The sequence below is a fragment of the Streptomyces sp. MZ04 genome, assembly GCF_004684775.1.
Lineage (GTDB): Bacteria > Actinomycetota > Actinomycetes > Streptomycetales > Streptomycetaceae > Streptomyces.
In genome coordinates, this window is the sequence record NZ_SRIC01000015.1 from 1 (window position 1) to 23,143 (window position 23,143).

At 70.9% G+C, this 23,143-nt stretch carries 15 protein-coding genes; 4 read left to right on the top strand and 11 right to left on the bottom strand.

Going from position 1 to position 23,143, the window contains the following annotated elements:
* The 9 genes from E2651_RS45110 to E2651_RS05755 form a co-directional block, all read right to left on the bottom strand.
* Nucleotides 1-5,609 (bottom strand): type I polyketide synthase (locus E2651_RS45110; protein WP_245238595.1); only part of this gene is annotated, 5,609 nt, incomplete at its 3' end.
* 37 nt (nt 5,610-5,646) lie between these two features.
* The gene (locus E2651_RS05720) at nt 5,647-6,513 is read right to left on the bottom strand and encodes a 3-hydroxybutyryl-CoA dehydrogenase (protein WP_135329926.1); all 867 of its coding nucleotides are present in this window, start codon (nt 6,511-6,513) and stop codon (nt 5,647-5,649) included.
* A gap of 20 nt (nt 6,514-6,533) precedes the next feature.
* Entirely contained in the window at nt 6,534-7,577 is a 1,044-nt protein-coding gene (locus E2651_RS05725; protein ID WP_135329885.1) for a ketoacyl-ACP synthase III, read from the bottom strand.
* 20 nt (nt 7,578-7,597) lie between these two features.
* Entirely contained in the window at nt 7,598-8,932 is a 1,335-nt protein-coding gene (ccrA, locus tag E2651_RS05730) for a crotonyl-CoA carboxylase/reductase (protein WP_245238592.1), read from the bottom strand.
* Nucleotides 8,929-9,927, bottom strand: a complete 999-nt coding sequence (locus E2651_RS05735; protein ID WP_135329886.1) for a ketoacyl-ACP synthase III — start codon at nt 9,925-9,927, stop codon at nt 8,929-8,931. The genes ccrA (E2651_RS05730) and E2651_RS05735 overlap by 4 nt, the downstream gene beginning before the upstream one ends.
* Before the next feature lie 47 nt (nt 9,928-9,974).
* Nucleotides 9,975-11,321, bottom strand: coding sequence for a crotonyl-CoA carboxylase/reductase (gene ccrA, locus E2651_RS05740; protein ID WP_135329887.1), 1,347 nt, complete (start codon nt 11,319-11,321; stop codon nt 9,975-9,977).
* Between the two features lie 234 nt (nt 11,322-11,555).
* Nucleotides 11,556-12,848: a cytochrome P450 gene (locus tag E2651_RS05745; protein ID WP_135329888.1), complete on the bottom strand. Its 1,293-nt coding sequence runs from the start codon at nt 12,846-12,848 to the stop codon at nt 11,556-11,558.
* 42 nt (nt 12,849-12,890) lie between these two features.
* Nucleotides 12,891-14,585, bottom strand: a complete 1,695-nt coding sequence (locus E2651_RS05750) for an acyl-CoA dehydrogenase family protein (protein ID WP_135329889.1) — start codon at nt 14,583-14,585, stop codon at nt 12,891-12,893.
* A 110-nt stretch (nt 14,586-14,695) separates the two neighbouring features.
* Nucleotides 14,696-15,097, bottom strand: a complete 402-nt coding sequence (locus E2651_RS05755) for a helix-turn-helix domain-containing protein (protein WP_209446078.1) — start codon at nt 15,095-15,097, stop codon at nt 14,696-14,698.
* 309 nt (nt 15,098-15,406) lie between these two features.
* Here E2651_RS05755 and E2651_RS05760 point away from each other — a divergent pair, with 309 nt between their 5' ends.
* From E2651_RS05760 to E2651_RS05775, 4 genes are all read left to right on the top strand, one after another.
* Nucleotides 15,407-16,963: an MFS transporter gene (locus tag E2651_RS05760; protein WP_245238593.1), complete on the top strand. Its 1,557-nt coding sequence runs from the start codon at nt 15,407-15,409 to the stop codon at nt 16,961-16,963.
* Nucleotides 16,964-17,043: 80 nt separating this feature from the next.
* On the top strand, nt 17,044-17,352 hold the full coding sequence (locus tag E2651_RS05765; protein ID WP_167828704.1) for an antibiotic biosynthesis monooxygenase family protein: 309 nt from the start codon (nt 17,044-17,046) through the stop codon (nt 17,350-17,352).
* 224 nt (nt 17,353-17,576) lie between these two features.
* Complete coding sequence (locus E2651_RS05770) at nt 17,577-18,338, top strand: SDR family NAD(P)-dependent oxidoreductase (RefSeq protein ID WP_135329893.1); 762 nt, start codon at nt 17,577-17,579, stop codon at nt 18,336-18,338.
* Between the two features lie 17 nt (nt 18,339-18,355).
* Nucleotides 18,356-19,405, top strand: coding sequence for an LLM class F420-dependent oxidoreductase (locus E2651_RS05775; protein WP_135329894.1), 1,050 nt, complete (start codon nt 18,356-18,358; stop codon nt 19,403-19,405).
* A gap of 970 nt (nt 19,406-20,375) precedes the next feature.
* Here the strand turns inward: E2651_RS05775 and E2651_RS05780 are convergent.
* Together E2651_RS05780 and E2651_RS05785 are read right to left on the bottom strand one after the other, a co-directional pair.
* Nucleotides 20,376-21,629, bottom strand: a complete 1,254-nt coding sequence (locus E2651_RS05780) for a cytochrome P450 (protein WP_167828705.1) — start codon at nt 21,627-21,629, stop codon at nt 20,376-20,378.
* A gap of 200 nt (nt 21,630-21,829) precedes the next feature.
* Nucleotides 21,830-23,086 (bottom strand): cytochrome P450, encoded by a 1,257-nt coding sequence (locus E2651_RS05785; protein ID WP_135329896.1) that lies wholly within the window; start codon nt 23,084-23,086, stop codon nt 21,830-21,832.
* Between the last annotated feature and the right edge of the window lie 57 nt (nt 23,087-23,143).

Consider the following 23,143-nt stretch of genomic DNA (forward strand, 5'->3'; position numbering starts at 1 on the left):
GAAGGGGAAATATGGCTAAAAAAAATACATTGTAGTTTCATGAGCGTCTGGTGGGCTCGGAGATGTGTATAACAGACAGGGTAGGGGGTGAGGTCGGTGGGGGAGAGGTCGGTGGCGGCGATGGCGCCGGTGCCGGTGAGGTGTTGGTGGAAGAGGTGGGAGCGGCGGACGATGATGCGTGCGGCGTCGTGGAGGGTGAGGGCTCCGGCGAGGTGGGCGGCGGCTATTTCGCCTTGGGAGTGGCCGATGAGGGCGTCGGGGTTCAGGCCGTGGGTGATCCAGGTTTTGGCGAGGGCGGTGTGGATGGTGAAGAGGGTGGGTTGGAGGATGGAGATGTTCTCCAGTGCGGTGGGGTTGTCCAGGACGTCGGTGATCTTCCAGTTGACGTGTGCTTCGACGGCGGCGGCGGTCTCGTGGAGGTGGGTGTGGAAGGCGGGGAGTGTGGCGGCCAGTTCTTGTGCCATGCCGGGCCATTGGGAGCCTTGGCCGGGGAGGATGAAGACGGTTTTGCCGCGGTCTGGGTCGAGGGTGCCGGTGGTGAGGGCGGGGTGTTCGCGTCCTTGTGTCAGTGCGGTGAGTGCGGTCAGGAGTTGGTCGCGGGTTTCGGCGACGATGCCGGCGCGTTCGTCGAACGCCGTTCTGGTCACCGCCAACGCCCGCGCCACCTCGACAAGCTTCAGGTCGGGGCGTTCCAGCAGGTGAGCCGCGAGCCCGGCGGCTCGAGCGCGCAGTGCCTCCGGCGTACGCGCTGACAGCAGGAACAGGTGCGCGCCCGCCTCCTCGACCGGCGACTCCGACAGGACCGGCTCGGCCTCCCCGGTCTCCGTGAACTCCTCGATGACGGCGTGGGCGTTGGTCCCGCTGATGCCGAACGAGGAGACACCGACGCGGCGCGGGTGGCCGTTCCGCTCCCACGGCTGCGCCTCCGTCAGCAGGCTGACAGCCCCGGCCGACCAGTCGACCTGCGGTGTCGGCTCGTCCGCGTGCAGTGTCTTGGGCAGGGTGCCGTGGCGCATGGCCATCACCATTTTGATGACGCCGGCGACTCCGGCGGCGGCCTGGGTGTGGCCGATGTTGGACTTGATGGAGCCCAGCCGCAGCGGCCGTTCGGCGGGGCGGTCCTGGCCGTAGGTGGCGAGCAGGGCGTTGGCCTCGATCGGGTCGCCGAGCGGTGTGCCGGTGCCGTGGGCCTCTACGGCGTCGACATCTCGCGCTTCCAGGCGGGCGTTGGCCAGGGCGGCGCGGATGACGCGCTGCTGCGCCGGGCCGTTGGGGGCGGTCAGGCCGTTGCTCGCACCGTCCTGATTGACCGCCGAGCCGCGCACCACCGCCAGCACTTCGTGCCCGTTCCGCCGGGCGTCCGAAAGACGCTCGAGGACCAGCATCCCCACGCCCTCCGACCAGCCGGTGCCGTTGGCGTCGGCGGCGAAGGAGCGGCAGCGGCCGTCGGCCGACAGGGCGCGCTGGCGGGTGAGCTCGACAAAGATCCCGGGGGTGGACATGGCGGTCACGCCGCCGGCCACGGCCAGGGTGCACTCGCCCTGCCGCAGCGCCTGGCAGGCCAGGTGCAGCGCCACCAGCGAGGCCGAACAGGCGGTGTCCACCGTCAGCGCCGGGCCTTCGAGACCCAGGGAGTACGCGATGCGGCCCGAGGCGACGCTGGGGGTGGAGCCGGTCATCAGGTAGCCCTCGGTGGCCTGCGTTCCCTCGTGCAGGCGCGGCCCGTAGTCCTGGAAGGTGGTGCCGACATAGACGCCGGTGGGGGTGGAGCGCAGGGCGGTCGGGTCGATGCCGGCGCGCTCGATGGCCTCCCAGGTGGTCTCGAGGAGGAGCCGCTGCTGCGGGTCCATCGCGAGGGCCTCGCGGGGCGAGATCCCGAAGAAGTCGGCGTCGAAGGCGGGGGCGTCGTGGAGGAAACCGCCCTCACGGACGTAGTGCTTGCCGGGCTGCCGGCCCTCCGGGTCGTACAGCCCCTCGAGGTCCCAGCCACGGTCGGTCGGGAACGGGCCGATGACATCGCGGCCTTCGGCGACGACCCGCCACAGGTCCTCGGGGGAGCGCACTCCGCCCGGGTAGCGGCACCCCATGGCGACGATGGCGATCGGCTCGTCCGCGTCGGCCGCCGGCCGGGCGGGGGCGCCGGCCGGGGTCGGGGCGGTGCCCCCGCCGCCCAGGAAGTCGATGACCGCCTCGGGGGAGGGGTGGTCGAAGACGAGGGTCGTCGGCAGCGGCCTGCCCAACGCCTCGCTCAGCCGCTCGCGCAGCTCGACCCCGGTCATCGAGTCGAACCCGAGGTCCTTGAACGAACGCCGGGAGTCGATCTCCTGAACCGAGTCGGCCTCCAGCACGGCCGCCACCTCGCCGAGCACGATTCCGGCGAGGTCCACGTCCGGCGCCTCCGGCACGGCCTCGGCATCCGGTACGTCCTCGGCCCGCGGCCCGCGTGCCGCCTCGGGCGACGGCGCGAGCACCGTCCCGTCAGGTGACGCGAGCGCGGCCGCCGCCTCCGGCGTGCGCGCGGCCCTGGAGCCCGGCTGCCCAGCCGCCTCCGGCACGCGCTGCGGCTCCGCCTCCGGACCGGGCACGACACCCGACCCGGGCGAGGGCTGCGTCTGCGGCGCATGTGCCGCTCCCACCTCCGGCCCGCGCGTGACCTCGGCCTCCGGCCCGCGTGTGCCCTCGGCCTCCGGCCCGCGTGTGACCTCGGCCTCTGGCCCGCGTGTGACCTCGGCCTCTGGCCCGCGTGTGACCTCGGCCTCTGGCCCGCGTGTGACCTCGGCCTCTGGCCCGCGTGTGACCTCGGCCTCCGGCCCGCGTGTGACCTCGGCCTCCGGCCCGCGTGTGACCTCGGCCTCCGGCCCGGACATGGTCTCGGCCTCCGACCCGCGCGTGGTCTCGGCCCCCGACCCGGACATGGTGTCGGGCCAAGTGCCTTGCCCTTGCAGCCAGTAGCGCTTGCGCTGGAAGGCGTATGTCGGCAGTGAGGTGCGGCCGGTGGCGCGGCCCAGGGGGCCCGACCAGTCGAAGGGGGTGCCGTCCGCGTGCAGGCGGGTCAGGGCGGCGAGGAGCGCCGAGACCTCGGGGCGGCTGCGGCGCTGGGTGGCTGCCAGCACCGGCTTGGTGTCGCTCCGCCCGGTCAGGCTGTCGCGGGCCATGGGGGTCAGCGCCGCGTCCGGGCCGATCTCCAGGTAGCGGCTCGCGCCCTGTTCCTCCAGGCTGCGTACGCCGTCCAGGAAGCGGACGCTCTCCCGCACGTGCCGCACCCAGTAGTCGGCGTCGACCTCGTCCGCGCCCAGCAGGCCGCCGGTGAGGTTCGACACCAGAGGGGTGCGCGGCGGCAGGTAGGTCAGGCCCTCCGCGACGCGGCGGAACTCCGTCAGCATGCCGTCCATGTGCGGGGAGTGAAACGCGTGACTGACCGTCAGCCGGCGCGTCTTGCGGCCCCGGCCGCGCCATTCCTCCTCCACCGCAAGCACCGCCGCCTCGTCGCCGGAGACGACGCAGGAGCTGGGCCCGTTGACGGCCGCGAGCGTGGCGCCCTCGCCCAGGGAGGACAGCGCGGACAGGCTGGACAGCAGCTCGGCCTCGGACGCCTGAACGGCCACCATGGCGCCGCCGTCGGGCAGTTCCTGCATCAGGCGGCCGCGCGCCGCGACCAGGGTGCAGGCATCGTCCAGCGAGAGGACCCCGGCGACGTGGGCGGCGGCGATCTCGCCGATGGAGTGGCCGATGAGCAGATCGGGTGCCAGGCCCCACTCCTCGAGGAGCCGGAACAGCGCGACCTCGAAGGCGAAGAGCGCGGCCTGGGTGTAGCGGGTCCGGTCGATCAGCCCGGCGAGCCGCGAGTCCTGCGCGGCGAACATCACCTCGCGCAGCGAGTGGCCGAGTCCGGGATCGAGCTCGGGGTCCAACCGCTCGCAGACGGCGTCGAGGGCGGCGGCGAACGCCGGGAACGCCCCGTACAACTCCTGGCCCATGCCCGCGCGCTGGCTGCCCTGGCCCGAGAAGAGGAACGCCAGCCTGCCCGCGTCGTGCGGCGGGGTGGCCGTGCCGAACGTGACGCGGGGGGCGGGGTGGCCCCCGGCCAGGGCGGCCAGCGTGCCGAGGGCGGCGACCTGGTCCCCGCCCTCGGTGAGGAACGCGGCGCGGTGCCGGAAGTGGGTGCGGGTGGTGGCCAGGGCGCGCGCCACCTCCGGCAGCGGCAGGCCGGGGTTGCCCTGCAGGTGGGTCAGGAGCCGCTCGGCCTGGTCGCGCAGCGCGGCCTCGCTCTGGGCGGACAGCAGGACGGGCGTGGGCGTGGGCGTCGGCGTGGTGCGCGGCGCGGGCTCGCGCGCCGGCTCGGGAGCGGCGCCGAGCACGAGGTGGCAGTTGGTGCCGCCCATGCCGAACGAGCTGACGCCCCCCAGCGGTTCGCCCGCCAGCGGGGTGAGCGCGTCGTTGACGCGCAGCCGCAGCTCGTCCAGCGCGATGGCGGGGTTGGGGGAGCGGTAGTTGAGGCTCGGAGCGAGGGCACGCTCTCGCAGGCACAGCGTTGCCTTGATGAGTCCGGCGATGCCCGCCGCGCCCTCCAGGTGGCCGATGTTGGTCTTCACGGAGCCGACGAGCAGCGGCTCGGCGCCGGCGGGCCGCGCGGCGCCGAGGACCGCGCCGAGGGCTCCGGCCTCGACGGGGTCGCCGACGGGCGTGCCGGTGCCGTGCAGTTCGACGAAGTCGACGGCGCCCGGGTCGGCCCCGGCCCGCTCGTAGGCGCGGCGCAGCACCTCGCGCTGGGCGGCGCCGTGCGGGGCGGTGAGGTTGTCGCCGCCGCCGTCGTTGTTGACGGCGCCGCCGAGGATGACGCCGTCCACGCGGTCGCCGTCGGCCAGGGCGCGGGCGAGGGGCTTCAGGACCACCATGCCGCCGCCCTCACCGCGTACGAACCCGTCCGCGCGGGCGTCGAAGGTGTAGGTGCGGCCCTCGGGCGACAGCGCCCCGAACCGCTCGGCGACGGCGAAGCCCTCGGGCGTGAGGGTGAGGCTGACGCCGCCCGCGAGGGCCAGCTCGGACTCGCCGCTCAACAGGCTCTGGCAGGCCAGGTGCACGGCGACCAGGGAGGAGGACTGGGCGGTGTCGACCACCATGCTGGGGCCGGTCAGGCCCAGGGTGTACGAGACGCGGTTGGCGATGATGCCGCGGCTGACCCCGGTCATGGTGGTGTGGGTGAGCGCGGGGGCGCCGTACGCGTGGGCCAGCTTGGCGTAGTCGTCCCAGACGGCGCCGACGAAGACACCGGTCGCGGTGGAACGCCGCCGCTCAGGGACGATCCCGGCGTCCTCCAGCGCCTCCCACGCCAGCTCCAGCGTGAGCCGCTGCTGCGGGTCCATCGACCTCGCCTCGCGGGGGGAGATGCCGAAGAACCCCGGGTCGAAGGCGTCGATGCCGGGCAGGAAACCGCCTCTGATCTCCTCGCCGGCAGCGGCGAGTTCGGGGCGCCCGGCGGGCGGTCCCGTCACCGCCTCGCCGCCGCCGCTCAGCAGCCGCCAGAACTCCGCCGGATTCGCCGCCCCGGGAAACCGGCAGGACATCCCGACGATCGCGATGGCGTTGGGGGTGATGGCGTGCTCCGTCATCGCGGGGTTCGCGTGCACCTGACGTCCTCTTCTCTCGTCACACGTATTCGTAGAAGCCGCGGCCGGCCTTCTTGCCGTGGAACCCGCCCTCGACCATGCGCAGCAGCAGCGGGGGCGGGGCGTACAGGGGCTCCTTGAACTCCGCGTAGAGCGCGGCGGCGACGTCGGCGACCGTGTCCAGGCCCACCAGGTCCGTCAGACGCAGCGGGCCGTGCGGGTGGGAGCAGCCCAACACCATGCCCCTGTCGATGGTTTCCGGCGTGGCGAAGCCGGATTCCACCATGCGGATCGCGGAGAGCAGGTACGGGATGATCAGCGCGTTGATGACGAAGCCGCTGCGGTCGGAGGAGCGGATCACCTGCTTGCCGAGGACGACCTCGACGAACGCCCGCGTCCGCTCGTAGACCTTCTCGTCGGTGGCGAGCGAGCCGATCAGCTCGACCAGCGGCATGGCGGGCACCGGGCTGAAGAAGTGCGTGCCGATGACGTGGCTCGGCCTGCTGGTGGCGCGGCCCAGGCGGGTGATGGGGATGGACGAGGTGTTGGTCGCCAGGATGGCGTCCGGGTCGGTGACGATGGAGTCCAGCGCGGTGAAGAGGTCCCGCTTGGTGGGCTCGTGTTCGCGGACGCTCTCGATGACGAGCGTGTGGTCGGCCAGGTCGGTCAGCTCGGTGGTGAAGGAGATGCGCTCCAGGGCGGCGGCGCGCTGCTCCTCGGTGATACGGCCCTTGCCGAGGGCGCGTTCGAGGGAGTGGCGGATGCGGCCGCGGCCGGCGTCGGCGGAGGCGGGGCGGGAGACGACGACGGTGACGTCGCGGTCGGCCAGGGCGCACACCTCGGCGACGCCCGAGCCCATCAGGCCGCAGCCGATGACGCCGACCCGCTCGATGTCGATGGCCTCCATGGCCAGCGGGGCGTTCGCGTTCACGCGGCATCACTCCTGTCCTTGCTGGTCGCGGCGGTGGTCCAGCGCACCAGGCAGCCGCCGACGGCCATGCCGCCGCCGAAGCCCATGAGCATCACCAGGTCGCCGTCCTTCAGATGTCCTGCCTGGTCGGCGTCGGCGAGCGTCAGCGGCACCGAGGCGCTGCCGACGTTGGCGTACCGCTCGACCGTGCGGTGCGTGCGCGCCCGGGGCAGGCCGGTGGCGAGGGAAAGCTGGTGCAGCAGCACGCCGTTGGGCTGGTGCGGCACGAAGTGGTCGACGTCCGCGAGAGCGACGTCGGCCCTCCCGGCCAGGCGCGCCACCACCGGCGGCACGTTCTCCATCACGAAGTCCCGCACGGCCCGGCCGTCCATGCGGACGAAGTGGTCGCCGTCGTCGACCGTTTTGTGCGAGGCGGGCAGGCGGCTGCCGCCGGCGTCGATCCGCAGCAGGTGGGCGGCGTCACCCCGGCTGGAGAGGTCGAACGCGAGCATGCCGTAGCCGTCGGGCACCTCGCCGACCACGGCGGCGGCCGCGCCGTCGCCAAGGAGCACCGAGGTGCGGCGGTCGGTGAAGTCGGCGAAGCGGGAGTAGACCTCGGAGGAGATGACCAGGGCGAGGCTGCCGGGGCGGGACCGCAGCAGGCCGCGGGCCAGCTCAAGGCCGTAGACGAAGCCGCTGCAGGCGACGGAGATGTCGAAGCAGGCGGCGTTGGGCGCGTCGATGGCGTTCTGCACCAGGCAGGAGGTGGGCGGCTGCGGCGAGTCGCCGGTGCCGGTGGAGACGATGATGTAGTCGATGCGGTCGGCACCGATCCCGGCCCGGTCGAGGGCGTCCTCGGCCGCCCTGGCGGCGAGATCGGAGGCCGCCTCGTCGGGCGCGGCCCAGCGCCGGGTGAGGATCTGCGTCTTGCGCTCGATCCACTCGGGGGTGGTGGCGGCGCGTGCGGCGACCTCGTCGTTGCCGGCCTCGTCCTTGGGTACGTACAAGCCGGTCGCGAGGATGCCGACCGGGCTGTCAGCGAGTGGGGCGTGTTCGGCCACCGTCTGGCACACCTTTCGGGTCAGTTGAAGGAGAAGTTCTCTTCGCCGATGCGGGCGCGGCGTTCGGGGTCGGTGACACCGAGGCCGGCTTCGGGCGCCAGGCACAGGACGCCGACCTTGCCCCAGTGGCTGTTGAGCTGCACCTGCCGCGTGGCCTCGGCCAGGTCGTCCAGCGGATGGACGGCGGAGGTGACCGGCAGGATCGCGCCGATGTCCGCCAGGCGGTTGCACTCCGCCTGCTCCTGGAGGTTGGCCGCGTGGCTGCCGATGATCCGCTTGAGGTTCATCCACAGGTAGCGGTTGTCGTAGGAGTGCTGGTAGCCGGTGCTCGAGCCGCAGGTGACGACGGTGCCGCCGCGGCGTACGACGAAGACCGAAATGCCGAACGTGGCCTGGCCGTTGTTGTCGAAGACGATGTGCGGGTCTTCGCCCAGCTCGCGGCGGATGATGCGGCCCAGGCGTTTGCCGAGCTCGATGGTGCGCTCGGGGCTGGGGGCCTCGTTGCCCGCCATGCCGATCTCCGAACGGTTGATCACCACCTCGCAGCCAAGTCGGCGGGCGATGCGGGCCTTGGCGTCGGAGGAGACGACGCCGACGGGGATGCCGCCGCCGTTCTTCACCAGTTGGGTGGCGAAGACGCCGAGGCCGCCGGTGGCCCCCCAGATGAGGACGATGTCGCCCTGCTTCATGCGGGCGCCGCGCTCGCCGACGAGCATCCGGTAGGAGGTGCCGGCGCACTGGGCGAGGCAGGCGGCCTCTTCCCAGGTGAGGTGGGCGGCCTTGGGAAGCAGCTGACTGGCGCGCACCACGCAGTAGTGCGCCAGGCCGCCGAAGTTGGTCTCGTAGCCCCAGGCCCACTGCCCGGCGCCGAGCATGCCGTCGGAGTGGGTGGCGGGCTCCTGGTCGTCCACCTGCACCGCGGAGACGACGACGTGGTCGCCGACGGCCCAGCGGCGTACGCCCTCGCCGGCGCGGACGATGACGCCGGCCGCGTCGGAGCCGAGCTGGTGGTACGGCAGGTCGTGGCGGGCGGCGTAACCGCCCTGGCGGGCGTAGCGCTTGAGGAAGTCGAAGGTGGGCAGCGGGTGGAAGGTGGCCGACCAGACGGCGTTGTAGTTGATGGAGCTGGCCAGCACCGCGATCAGCACCTCGTCGGGCGCCAGGCTCGGCATCGGCACGGGCCCGACGTGGAGGGTCTTGCGGACGTCCTTGTCGTCGGTCGCCGACATGCCGGCGAAGGTGCCGACGTCCTCGACGCGGGTGTGGGCCGCGGTGTAGTGCGAGGGCAGCGGCAGGCGTTCGAGGGTGTCCCCCGGCGCGCCCGCGAGCACCGCCTCTGACAGGGCGTCACTCACGGCGCCACCGCCCAGCGCAGCAGGCAGGAGCCGAGGGACAGGCCGCCGCCGAACCCGGAGATCAGCACCAGGTCGCCGTCCTTGAGGTGGCCGGAGCGGTTGGCGTCGTCGAGGGTGACGGGGATGGAGGCGCTGCCGACGTTGCCGTACCGGTCGACGGTGACGTGGGTACGGGCGCGCTCCAGACCCAGCTTCTCCGCGAGCTTCCCCAGGAGTACGCCGTTGCCCTGGTGCGGGATGAAGTGGTCGACGGTGTCGAGGGACACGCCGGTGCGGTCGGACAGGCGCTCCAGGTTGATCGGCACCTGCTCCATCACGAAGTCGCTGACGGCGCGGCCCTCCATGCGGAAGAAGTGCTCGCCCGCCTCGACGGTCGCGTGGGAGGACGGCTTGCGGCTGCCGCCCGCCGCGACGCCGATGAGGTGGTGTCCCTCGCCGCGGCTGGCGAGCTCTACGTCGATGAAGCCGTAGGGGCGGGCGACCTGGCCGACGATGGCGGCGGCGGCACCGTCGGCGAAGAGGACGGAGGTGCGGCGGTCGGAGAAGTCGAGGATGCGGGAGTAGACCTCGGAGGCCAGCACCAGCACCTTCGCGCCGGGGTAGAGGGTGACGAGGCTGCGGGCCAGGGCCAGGCCGTAGACGAAGCCGGCGCAGACGACGTTGAGGTCGAAGCAGGCGGCGTTGTAGGCGCCGAGGCGGTCCTGGACGAGGTTGGCGGTGGGTGGGGAGGGGGAGTCGCCGGTGGAGGTGGAGACGATGATGTAGTCGATCTCGTCGGCGGCGATTCCGGCCTGGTCGAGCGCGTTCTCGGCGGCCTTGGCGGCGAGGTCGGACACGGCCTCGTCGGGGGCGGCATAACGCCGGGTGAGGATCTGTGTCTTGCGCTCGATCCACTCGGGTGTGGTGCCGGCCCGCTCGGCCAGCTCGTCGTTGCCCACTTCTTCCTTGGGCAGGTAGGAGCCGGTGGCGAGTATTCCGGCGGAGAATTCGGGCACCGTCGAGTACGCCTTTCATGAGGAGGGCGGTAGGGCGGCGGGCGGTATTACGCGGTGACTGCCGCGGGTTGGCGCATCGGGTTGATGCGGTCCTCGCCGATGCGGGCGCGGTGGGCAGCGTCGGTGACGCCCAGGCCCGGCTCCGGCGCCAGGCAGAGCACGCCGACCTTGCCGGTGTGCCGGTTGAGCTGCACCTGCCGGGTGGCCTCGGCGACGTCGTCCAGCGGGTGGACGGCCGAAAGCACCGGCTGCAGCCGGCCCATGCTCGCCAGGCGGTTGCACTCCGACGCCTCCTGGAGGTTGGCGGAGTGGCTGCCGATGATCCGCTTGAGGTTCATCCACAGGTAGCGGTTGTCGTAGGAGTGCTGGTAGCCGGTGCTCGAGCCGCAGGTGACGACGGTGCCGCCGCGGCGTACGACGAAGACGGAGGTGCCGAACGTGGCCTGGCCGATGAAGTCGAAGACGATGTGCGGGTCCTCGCCCAGCTCGCGGCGGATGGCTCGGCCCAGGCGTTTGCCGAGCTCGATCGTCTGCTCGGGTCCGGGGGCGCCGTCGCCGCCCATGCCGATGTCGGCGCGGTTGATCACCACGTCGCAGCCGAGGCGCCGCAGCAACTCCGCCTTGGATTCGGAGGAGACGACGCCGACGGGGATGCCGCCGCCGTTCTTCACCAGCTGCACGGCGTACGCCCCGAGGCCGCCCGTGGCGCCCCAGATGAGGACGATGTCGCCCTGCTTCATGCGGGCGCCGCGCTCGCCGACCAGCATCCGGTAGGAGGTGCCGGCGCACAGCGGCATGCTGGCCGCCTCCTCCCAGGTGAGGTGGGGCGCCTTGGGCAGCAGCTGGCTGGCGCGGACCACGGTGTAGTGGGCCAGGCCTCCGAAGTTGGTCTCGTAGCCCCAGATGCGCTGCTCGGCGCCGAGCATGCCGTCGGAGTGGGTGGCGGGCTCCTGGTCGTCCACGTGGGTGCAGGAGGCGACCACGTGGTCGCCGACGGCCCAGCGGCGTACGCCCTCGCCGACGCGGACGATGACGCCGGCCGCGTCGGAGCCGAGGACGTGGTACGGCAGGTCGTGGCGGGCGGCGTGGCCGCCCTGACGCGCGTACCGCTTGAGGAAGTCGAAGGTCGAGACCGGCTGGAAGGTGGCCGACCAGACGGTGTTGAAGTTGATGGAGCTGGCCATCACCGCCACCAGCACCTCGTCGGGCGCCAGGCTCGGCAGGGGCACGGCGCCGACGTGCAGCGACTTGCGGACGTCGCGGTCCTGGGTGCCGCCGAACAGATCCACGTCCTCGACCCGGGTGTGGGCAGCGGTGTAGTGGGTGGGCAGCGGCTCCTGCTCGAGCCGCTCGGGGGACGCGCCCGCGACCACGGCCTCGGCCAGCGAATCCATGCTGTTTCCTTTTCGTTTCCGGGTCTCGGTCTTCCGGGTCTGTCTTCCGGGTCTTTGTGTGTTTTCTCGGATTCCTTCGAGTGCTGACAGAACTCTAAGAACGTGAATCTCCGGAAGGGAACCCCTCATTCGCCCCTACGAAAGGGCCCTCATTCGCCCCTACGAAGAGAACCCCTCATCCGCCCCTAGGGGGGGCGAATAAGGGGTTCTGAGGGGTCCAATTCAGAAAAGGGGTCAGGCGCCCGCGGGTATCAGCTCCACGGGCATGTCGAGAACAATGGTGTGCTTGTTCCAGGGCTGGTAGGTGACCTTTCCCGCCAGGCGGATCTCCGCCACCGACTCCAGCAGTTCCTCAAGGAGCAGCCGGATCTGGAGCCGGGCCACATCGCTGCCCAGGCAGTAGTGGTTGCCGTGGCCGAACGACATGTGCGGGTTGCTGGTCCTGCGGATGTCGAAGCGCGCGGGGTCGTCGAAGACTTCCTCGTCGCGGTTGGCCGACGGCCACCACAGCGAGACCTTTTCGCCGGCGCGGATCTCGGTGTCGCCGATGCGCGCGTCGACGGTGGCGGTGCGCCGGTTGTACTGGTTGGGCGGGGCGAAGCGCAGCAGCTCCTCGATGGCGCCCGGGACCAGGCTGCGGTCCTCGCGCAGCGCCTGCCACTGCTCGGGGTGGTGAGCCAGCGTCAGCACGCCCCGGGAGATGGTGTTCCGCGGCTGCTCGGCGCCGGTGAGGAGCAGCAGCAGGACGTTGGCGAACCGCTCGTGGTCGCTCAGCGGAGGCTCGCCCTTGGCTATCGCCTCCTCGGGCAGCTCGCCGACCGCAAGGATCGAGGTCAGGTCCTCCTCGGGGGCGGACTGCTTTCGCTGGATCAGCTCGCGCACGTACTGCTGGGTGGCGAGGATGTCCTCCTTGGAGCTCTCGGTCGGCACGCCCGTGCGGCGGTCGATGAAGCCGACGGAACGGTGGGCCCAGTCGGCGAGCTTCGCCTGGTCCTCGTCGGGCACGCCGAGCAGCACGGCCATGCTGCGGTAGGAGTAGGGCTCGGTGATGTCGTCGGCGAAGTCGCAGGCGCCGCGCGCCACGGCCTGGTCCACAAGACGGGCCGCGTTGGCCCGCAGGTCCGCCTCCAGGACGGCGGCGACCCTGTTGGCCACGGCCGGCGCCAGCAGCTCCTTCAGCAGGTGGTGGCGCGGGTTGTCCTGCATCGCGACCATCGCCCCGGACCGGTCGCCGTCGGGGATGTCGTCCAGCGCGGAGCCGCCGCCGGAACGGCCGCCGCCGCCCCGAGCGGAGAAGGTGTCCGGGTCGCAGGCCACAGCGGCGATGTCGGCGTGGCGGCTGACCACCCAGAAGCCCTCCTGGTCGGCGGTCTGGCCGGGGGGATGGAAGAGCACGGGAGCCTCACGGCGCAGCCGGGAGAAGAGCTCGTACGGGAAGCCCTCGTCGATGGTGGCGAACCTGGCGTGGTCGGTCAGGTCGAACCCTTTGAGCACGGGCGGCAGCTGGTCGATGGCACTGTCGGACATCGGAGGGGATCTCCCTTGGAGTCGTGGCTGGGGCTGTGGGGTTCAGGGACGGGTGAGCGAGGCCAGGTCGGAGCCGCCGAGCAGGGTGCGGCTGAGCTTGGCGTGGTCGGGTTCCTGGGTCTCCGTGGCAGCCAGGCGGCGCCACAGCCCGGCGACGCGGTGGCGGGCCCCGGTGCAGAAGACGTCCGCCAGCTCCTGGCGGGAGCCGGCCTCCCTGTCGGTGAAGCCCTCCGTGCGGGCCAGTACGGCGCACAGGGCGAACAGCTCGGCGGAGATCCGGCCGAGCACCCGCAGCGGCTCCTGCCGGGCGAACAGCTCCTCGGCAGGGGAGTGGCGGGCGGCGAGGGTGGTGAGGGCGCGGTGCAGACGGCGTATGCCCTGGGCCGCCGCGTCCAAGTGGCGGCGGTTGGCGGGGGAAAGGTCGGCGCCGGTGGCGTCGGAGGTGTCGGCGGGCTCATCGGCGGCACTCCCGGGGCGGGCGGCCAGGTGCGCCAACAGCCGCTGGGCCGCCTGCATGTCGAGCAGGAAGTCGATGTTGCCCGAGATCCGCGGCCCCCGGGCATCCCGCAGCAGACGCTCCACGGGCAGCGGCGCCGCGCCCCGCTCGCGCTTGCTGGCCGCTGTCTCGAACCCCTCGCCGCCCAGCAGCGACACGGTACGGTCGGCGATCCGCCACGCGGTCACGGTGGCGAGGTTCTTGGTCACGACCCGCTCGAACCACCGGTCCGCAAGGCCGGCGTCCAGCAGGCACCAGCGCACCACGGTGTCCATCGCGTACACGTCCGCCGCTGTCCGGGACACCAGCCGCTGGATCAGGTCGTAGTCACCCAGCGCCCGGCCGTTGACGCTGCGGCGCGCCACGAACTCCGCCGATGCCGCCAGACATTGGCGGGCGATCGCCATGGCGGGGGCGGCGTTGAAGAACAGGGCGCTCTGCAGCGCGATCGCGCCGATCGGCGGCGGGAAGCCGGGCACGTCGGGGTCGCCGAGCAGCACATGTTCCCGGGGCACGCGCACGTCCGCACAGCGCAGCCCGGCGTTCGGCAGGCCCTTGCTGCCCATGAACCGCAGCCGCGCGGCGACGGAGAAGCCGGGAGTGTCCGCGTCGAGGAAGCACACCGCCATGCGGCGGCTGCCCCCCTCCACCACCGTCGCCAGGATCGCGACCAGATCGGCCACGTCGCCGTTCCCGATGAACACCTTCTCGCCGTTGAGGAGGTACGCCGATCCGTCCTCGGTGGGCGTGGCGGTCAGGCCCGGCCAGGTGTTGTTGGCGCCCTGCAACTCGGTGCCGGCGAACGCCGAGATGGTGCCGGCGGCGACGCGGCTCGCGACCATCTCGCGCAGCGGGCCCTCGGGGAGCGCGGCCAGCAGCGCGGGGGCGCCGACGGCGTTCTGGATGGCGAGCACTTGACCGACGGCGACGGAGTCCGCCGCGACGCGCTCCACCGCGCGGAAGGTGTTGTACGCCGACAGACCACGGCCGCCGAGACCGGCGTCGTTGACCAGCCGGAAGTAGCCGTGGTCGCGCAGGTCGGCGAGGAGACCGTCGGGTAACTCCGCCGTCCGGTCGATCTCCTCCGGATCCACCCGGTCACCGACGAACGCCGCGAGCTCTGCCGCGAGTTCGTCACCGGTTCTCCGGTCCGACTCCGCCTGTTCGGGAAATGGCCGCAGCACATCCCATCGGAGCCGCCCGGATTCGAGAAGCGTGAGAAAAGTCGGGGCTGCGTTCACCGGTCTTCCTTCCAACTCAGCATGTTCGCGGCACGCTAAGTCGGACAAACCCCTAATGCCAACCCCTGATAGTTGCTCAGGACCCCCTTACCCAGACCCCCTTAGGACTCTCAGGACGCGGCGACTCCGACGCGTTCACTGTCGTACGCCTCCTGCGCGGCGGCGATGAAGTCCTGGTGGCGCTCGACCCATGCACCGAGCTGCTCGAAGGCGCTCTCGAGCTCCCGGGCCATGTCGCTGGCGGTGTACTCCACCTTCGGCGGCACGGTGGGATGGACGGAGCGGACGATGAGGCCGTTACGCTCCAGCTGACGGAGCGTCACCGTCAGCATGCGGCGGCTGATGCCGGGAATGCTTCGCTCCAACTCGGTGAAGCGGATCGGGCCGCGAGCGACCGCGAGCAGGATGATCTGCACGCTCCACTTGCCGGTGACGCTGACAAAGATGTCGCGGAATGAGCAGGGCTCCGAGTGGATGACCTGCACTGATACATCAGAGTAACTCTGTGACACGAAAGTTCCTTCTTCCGTCATTCCTCGGATTCGCAGAACATGTACCCGATGAGCAAGAGAAGTGATCTGCCGTCAAACAGCTCCCGTAACCAGGGAGTTGTCGCACGCGCCAGGGAACTACACCTCCCATCTTGACGACGGCGCCGCGTCCTCCCCACGTGCCCGCCTTCCCCCGGGAGGCACACCCCATGTCTGTCCAGGTGTCCGCACCCCCCCCGCTGCACGCGGGCATGATCACAGGAACAGAAGGATTTTCTCATGGAAACTACCGCGACCGGGTCCCCCTCGAGGGCTGGAAGGCGGGAATGGTTGGGACTGGCCGTGCTGGCCCTGCCGACCCTGCTGACGTCCCTGGATACAAGTGTCCTCTTCCTGGCGCTCCCCCACATCAGCGCCGACTTGGACCCCAGCGGCACCCAGCAGCTCTGGATCGTCGACATCTACGCCCTGATGATCGCGGGCTTCCTGGTCACGATGGGAACGCTCGGTGACCGCATCGGCCGACGTCTGCTGCTGCTGATCGGCGCCTCGCTCTTCGCCGTGGCCTCGGTCCTCGCCGCCTACTCCTCCAGCGCGGAGATGCTGATCGCCACCCGCGCACTGCTCGGCATCGCCGGCGCCACCCTGATGCCGTCCACGCTCGGACTGATCCGGAACATGTTCCAGGACCCCGCGCAGCGGGCGGTGGCCATCGCGGCCTGGATGAGCACCTTCATGCTCGGCATCGCGGTCGGCCCGCTGGCCGGTGGCGCGCTGCTCGACAGCTTCTGGTGGGGCTCGGTGTTCCTGCTCGGCGTGCCGGTGATGGTCGTGCTGCTCCTCACCGGGCCGTTCCTGCTGCCCGAGTTCCGCTCCGACGAGGCGGGCCGGGTGGACCTCGGCAGCGTCCTGCTGTCCCTGGCGACCACGATGCCGATCTTCTACGGCATCAAGGAACTGGCCGCGGACGGCCCGGAGTTCCTCACGCTGGGCGCACTCGTGGTCGGCGTCGTCTTCGGCGTCCTGTTCGTGATGCGGCAGAACCGGCTCCCCTCCCCGCTGCTCGACCTGTCGCCCTTCAAGAACAGCACCTTCTCCTCCGCTCTCACCGTCATGCTCATCGGCTCCGCCGTGATGGGCGGCATCACCCTCTCCATCAGCCAGTTCCTCCAGCTCGTGGAGGGGATGTCCCCGATGCGGGCCGGCCTCTGGCTGCTGCCCGCCGCCGTATCCGTGATCGTCAGCGGCATGGCCTCGGTGGGCCTGGCGCAGAAGCTGGGCGCCGGCAACGTCATCATCGGCGGCCTGCTGTTCACCGTCATCGGCGGCGTGATGCTCTCCCAGGTGGACGACTCCTCGGGCGTCGGCTACGTCATCACCTGCTTCTCTCTCGTCTACTTCGGCATCGGCCCGATGTCGGCGCTGACCACGGACATCGTCGTCGGCTCCGCGCCGCCGGAGAAGGCCGGGTCCGCCGCCTCGACCTCCGAGACCAGCACCCAGCTGGGTGTTGCCCTCGGCGTCGCCGGCCTCGGCAGCATCGGCTCGGTGGTGTACGGCAACGACATCGAGGGCGCGGTTCCCTCCAGCGTGGTGGGGGACGCGGCCACGGCGGCCAACGACTCGCTCGCCGGCGCCATCACCGTCGCCCCCCAGCTGACCGGCGACGCGGGCGTTGCCCTCGTGGAGAGCGCCAGGTCGGCCTTCGTCAGCGGCATGGGCGCGGTCGGCATCACCATCGGCGCCCTGGTCGCCGCGATGGTCATCCTGTCCGCGGTCAAGCTCCGCAAGGGCCCCAGCGGCGGCGGTGAGCCCGCTGATCCCGCCGTGGAGGGCAGCGAGGTTCCAGACGCGACGGCCACCGTCCCGAGCGGCGAGAGCGTCTAGGCGCGACACCACGCCCCAACACCACTCCGGTCAGCACTGAATCAAGAACAACAAGAACAACAAGAACAAGGGGAATCCCAGTGAATGTCGAACACGCGCTGCTCACCGTGGCAGACGGCCAGAGCGAGAAGTTCGAGGAGGCCTTCAAGGCGGCTCAGGAGGTCATCGTCAAGGCTGACGGCTGCCTCTTCGTGGACCTGCTGCGCCAGACCGGCAGCCGCACCAGCTACCTGCTGATCGTCGCCTGGGCCTCGCATTCCGCCGCCACCGAGGGCTTCCGGAGCTCGGAGTTCTTCGCGCAGTGGAACGAGCTGCTGACGCCGTACTACTCCACCACACCGGACCACATCTACTTCGACCTGCTCTCGCACTTCCCGCCGGACGCCTGAGCACGCGGAGTAGTTCCTGGAACCCCGGCACTTCGTCTCGACGGACTTCCCCCGGCCGTCGAGACGAAGTGCCGGTTCCGTTCGGGGGTTTCAGGGGTTGTTCCTAGGGGTGGGGCTGTCCCTAACATCTGTTCCACCGCCGATCTGCCTTTCCGCGTCCGGCAATTCAGACCTCTCCTCTCCGTTCACACCGACGAGACCGACGAGACCGACGAGGCGGACACGTGGAGACAGCGAACAGCGTTGTACTGATCACCGGCGGTGCCTCGGGCCTCGGCCTGGCGACGGCCCGCAGATTCATCGCGGCGGACAGCCGCGTGGTCATCGCCGACCTGCCTGACTCAAAGGGCTTGGCCGTCGCCGGCGAGCTGGGTGAACGGGCGCGTTTCGTGCCCACCGACGTCACCCGCGAGGACGAGGTCGAAGCCGCCCTGGACGCGGCGGCCGAACTGGGCCGGCTACGGATCGTCGTCAACTGCGCGGGCGTCGTCAACAGCATCAAGACCACCGGCCGCAAGGGCCCGTTCCCGCTCGACGAGTTCGAGCGCGTCATCCGCGTCAATCTGATCGGCACCTTCAACGTCATCCGGCTCGCGGCGGCCCGTATGGCCGAGACCGAGGAGACCGGCGGCGAGCGCGGTGTCATCATCACCACCGCGTCGGTCGCGGCCTTCGACGGCCAGGTCGGCCAGGCCGCCTACGCCGCCTCCAAGGGCGGTGTCGCCAGCATGACCCTGCCCGTCGCCCGCGACCTGGCCGCCCGGAAGATCCGCGTCGTCTGCATCGCGCCCGGCATGTTCGACACGCCGATGGTCGCCGGGCTGCCTCCCGCCGCCGTGGAGTCGCTCCAGGCCCAGACCCAGCACCCCGCCAGGCTCGGCGATCCGGACGAGTACGCGGCGCTCGCCGCGCACATCGTGACGAACCGCATGCTGAACGGCGAGGTCATCCGCCTCGACGGCGCCATCCGCATGGCGCCCCGCTGACGCAGGGAGAACCCGCAGTGCGCATCGGTATGCGGCTCGAACACGCCGACGGCTTCGCCGAGACCGTCGAGGAACTGCCCGACCTCGAACGCGCGGGCCTGTCGATCGTGTTCGTACCCGAGCTCTACAGCTTCGACGCCGTCAGCCGCCTCGGCTACATCGCGGCCCGCACCGAACGTCTCGAGCTGGCCTCGGGCATCATGCAGATCTACTCCCGCACCCCCACCCTCACCGCCATGACCGCGGCCGGACTCGACGCCGTCTCCGGCGGCCGGTTCACCCTGGGGCTCGGCGTCTCCGGCCCGCAGGTCATCGAAGGATTCCACGGCGTGCCCTACGACGCCCCGTTGGGCCGCATGCGCGAGGTCGTCGAGATCTGCCGCAGGGTCTGGCGCCGTGAGCTCCTCGTCCACGACGGCAGGCACTACCAGATCCCCCTGCCCGAGGAGCGCGGCACCGGGCTCGGCAAGCCGCTGAAGCTGCTCAACCGGCCGCCGCGCGAGCGCGTGCCGATCATGATCGCCGCCACCGGGCCGAAGAACGTCGCGCTCGCCGCCGAGATCGCCGAGGTGTGGGAGCCGATCTTCTTCCACCCGGAGAAGGCGGAGGAGGTCTTCGGCCCGGCGCTCGCCGCCGGGCGCGCCAAGCGCGACCCGGAACTCGGGCCGCTGCAGGTCTGTGTCGACGTCCCTGTTGCCTTCACCGACGACGTGCCCGACGCGCTGGAGGCCGCCCGCGCCCGGCTGGCGTTCTACATCGGCGGCATGGGCGCGCGTGGCCGCAACTTCTACAACGACCTGGCCCGGCGTTACGGCTACGAGGCCGAGGCCAAGCTGATCCAGGACCTGTACCTGGAGGGCCACCGGGCCGAGGCGGTCGCGTGCGTGCCCACGGAGATGGTCGAGGCCGTGTGCCTGGTCGGCCCGCCGGAGCAGATCGCCGAGCGCATCGCGGCGTTCGCGGAGGCCGGCGTGGAGACTCTGTGCCTGAGCCCGGTGGGCAGGACGGCCCTGGACGGGGCCGGTCGGCTGCGCCTGGTGGAACGGGTCGCCGAGCTGGCCACCTGACGAATCGTGGCCCTGCGGGCGGCGGGTGAGCAGGGGATCGTGGGCGTGGGCGTGGGCGTGGGCGTGGATGAGGCGCCTTCCGGGCACCGCCACCCGTGACGGCAGGGGGCTGCTGAGCGGGCAGGAGACGTTCATCAGCAACGGCATCCACGGTGGCATCGCCGACATCCTCGTCGTGGCGGCCCGCACCGGCAGCCCCGAGGACAGGGGCGGCGGGCTGAGTCCCTTCGCCGTGGAGCGCGATGCGCCCGGGTGCCGGCGGCGAACCTGCTGGGCGAGGAGGGCCAGGGGGCTGGCACCCCTGAAGCGGCGCGTGCCGCGCGAACGCCTCCCCGCCGCCGTGCAGGCCCTGTCCTCGGCCCGCGGGGTCTACCGGGTCTGCCGATCGTGCGAGCGACTACCCAGCGCCGCCGCAGCCGTTGGCGCTCGGCCCGCTCGGCCCGCTCGGCCCGCTCGGCCCGCTCGGCCCGCTCGGCCCGCTCGGACTGCCTGGTCAAACTCCAGCCCGCCCGCACGCCGCGGCCGCTTCAGCAAGGAAGCAGGGTCATCTGCCCGCCCGGGCAGATGACCCTGCTTCCTGCATGGGCGGACGGCTCCGGGCAGGTGTGTGCAGGCTGCCCGCTCCGCGCACAGTGCACCACCGCCAACACCGCCAACACCGACCGCACCGTGCAGATTTCGGCCGACGGACCGGAACGTGCCGCGGCCGCGCCCGGCAACGCGATCCGGCCTGGCGCGCGGCCTGCCAGGCCGCCCGACGCGGACTGGCCGACATCACCGCCGACCTGCACGCACCGGCCCGACCAGCCAGGGTCGGTCCGCACACCGACACCACCGGCCGCCGGGCCATCGCCACGGCCGGCCCGGCCAGTCGGGCCCTCGCATCTCCGGTCCGCGACCGGCGCGTACAGACGAGCATCCCACCATGGGGTCGAGGCACATCTGACGCACCGTTGGACACACCAGTCAACTAGGCGGACTCGAGGCTGAGTTCCAGGCGACTGATCCCGCGGACGTTCCCGAAGTGGTGCACGGGCTCGCTGCCCGGCGTGATCTCATAGCGGCCGACCTTGCTGTGCCACACCTCCAGCGCTGTCTGGATGGTACGGCGGGCCAGGTGCGCGCCGATGCACCGGTGCGGGCCGGTTCCGAACGCGAGGTGCCGATTCTTGTCGGTCCGCGCGAGGTCGAATTCCTCCGGGCGCTCGAACGCGTCCGGGTCGATCCCGGACAGGCCCCAGGGGATCTGCACCATGTCGCCCTTGCGCAGTGTCCGGCCGTGCAGCTCCGTGTCCTCCTCGACCACCGTGGCCGTGGTGGCCACGCCGAACAGCCGCAGGCCCTCCTCCGTCGCGGCCGCGGCGGCCTTCGGCGACGCGGCGACCTGCCGCTGGAGTTCGGGGTTGCGGGCCAAGTGGTGGAAGGTCAGGCTCAGGGCGGCGGTCGTGGTGTCGAACGCCGCGAACAAGTTGGTGAAGGCCGCGTTGATCATCTCGTCCCGGGTGATCTCACGCCCGTCGAGGTTCGCCACGAGCAGTCGGCTGAAGACATCCCGGCGGCCCTCGTACCCCTCGGCTATGCGCAGGTCGAGCATCTCGCCGAGGAATTCCCACAGCGGGCGGGAGCCGGCGACGATCTCGTCCTGGTTCCCGGCCTTCGACCAATTGGCGCGCAGCCAGCGCACGTAATCAAGCACGCGGTCCAGGTGGCCACGTTCGATTCCGAAGCTGATGAGGAACGACTCGGCAGGCAGCCGCACGGCCACCTCGGAGATGAACTCGCAGCTGCCGCGCGCGACCACCGGCTCGATCGCCTCGGCAGTGGCCTTGGTCATTTCGTCGGAGAAGTGCCGGATCGCCGCCGGGCTGAACAGATCCGACAGTGCCCTGCGCCACGCGCGGTGTTCATCGCCGTTGAGCTGGATCGGAATGGCCTTCTGCGGCAGTGCGTCGTGCGGCGGAATGGAGAAATAGGTGTTGGAGAAGATCTCGGGCTGCTTGGCCACCGCCACCATGTCGGCGTGGCGGGTGAGCACCCAATATCCGCCCAGTTCCTCCGAGCGCGCCAGTGGGGTGTGGTCGCGCATTTCCTGCCAGTAGGGCGTGGGGTCTTTCTGTAACCAGGGCTGGTAAAGGCTCCACTCGCGGATGCGCTCTTCCAGTGTGTCGGGTGCGGCCCCCTCCTGGCCCGCGTTCTCTGTCGCGGTGTCTGATTCTCCGCTCACTGCGATGGCCTCCATTTATGGGCGCGGGCACGCCAATAGGTCGTGTCCTTTTCGGAGAATGGTTCCAAGGGGCCCGCCCCTACTGTCAACCCCTGTTAGTGGTTGTCGGGACGCAGGCCACCTTCACGGGCCGGACCAACGGCGGTGCCCCGGCCGCCGAGTGGCGGCCGGGGCACGACCGGAGTCGCCCGCTTTCCTCATCAGAGGCGGGCTCCGAGCCGGACCGGCAGCTCATCGATGGTGCGCATGACCATGCCCGCCGGGCGGGCCGGGTCATCATCGGCCAATTCGATGTCGAGACCCATGAGGGCCTGCAGCGCGACCTGTGTGGTGAGCTTGGCGACCGGCGCTGCCAGGCAGTAGTGGATGCCGTGACCGAACCCGAGGTGGTTGACCGAGGTGCGTCGCGACAGGTCGAGGCGGTCGGGATCCTCGTACGCCTCCGGGTCCCGGTTGGCCGCGCCGAACAGCACGATCACCGGCTGGCCGGCGCCGACCGGAACGCCGGCCACCTCGGTGGGCTCCAACGCCGTGCGGAAGGTGCTCTGCAGCGGGGTGTCGAAGCGTGTCAACTCCTCGACCGCGGGCGCGATCTGGTCGGGGTGCTCGCGCAGCCACGCGATCTGCTCAGGGTGGCGCAGGAGCGTGAAGGCGCAGTTGGCGAGCATGCCCGTGGTGGCGCCGGTCCCCGCGGACAGCAGCATCATGATCGAGATCGCCACCTCGCCCTCGTCGAGCGCGTCGCCGTCCTGCTCGGCCACGACCAGCTGGCTGACCAGGTCGTCGCCCGGGTCGAGCCGGCGTTCGGCCGCCAGTTCCATGCCGACCTGCATGAAGTCCGCACGCGCGTCGTCGCGGGCCTTGATCTGCTCGGGGGTGAGCAGGAAGGAGGGGTCGATGCCGGTGGCGCTGGCGCGGAAGAAGCTCAGGAACCGCGGGTGGTACTTCTCCGGCACGTTCAGCAGCTCGCTGAGCATCATGGGCGCGAGCGGGCTGATCACCGTCTTGTGGAGATCGACGACGCCATTGGCGTCACGAGCCGCCGTCGCCTCGTCGATCAGTTTGACCATGTACTCCGCGACTTTGGGCCGTAGCCGTTCCACCGTGCGGGCCGTGAATGCCCTCGAGATCAGCCGCCGCAGCCGTGTGTGGTCGGGCGGGTCCATGAACTGCAGAACCGGCCTGAGCGGACCGTCGGGATCATTCGGTGCCTTGACCATCTGGTCATGCATCATGGGGTTGTCACCCCACCCGAACTTGGGGCTGGTCAGCACCTGGGAAGCGGCCTTGTGACTGAGGACGCTGATCAGTCCCAAAGGCGACGTATATGTCGAGCCGTGTTCTTCGCGGATCTTCTCGTACGTCGGATACGGGTTGTGGTGAACGACCGGGTCCATCGGGTCGAAGGGCAGCAGTTCAGGTATCTGACTGGGGTCGAATACGGGCAGGTCGCTCACGTCTAAATCCTCGTCTCTCGGATTTCCGGCAATCCCCGCGGAATAGCTGGGCGAACC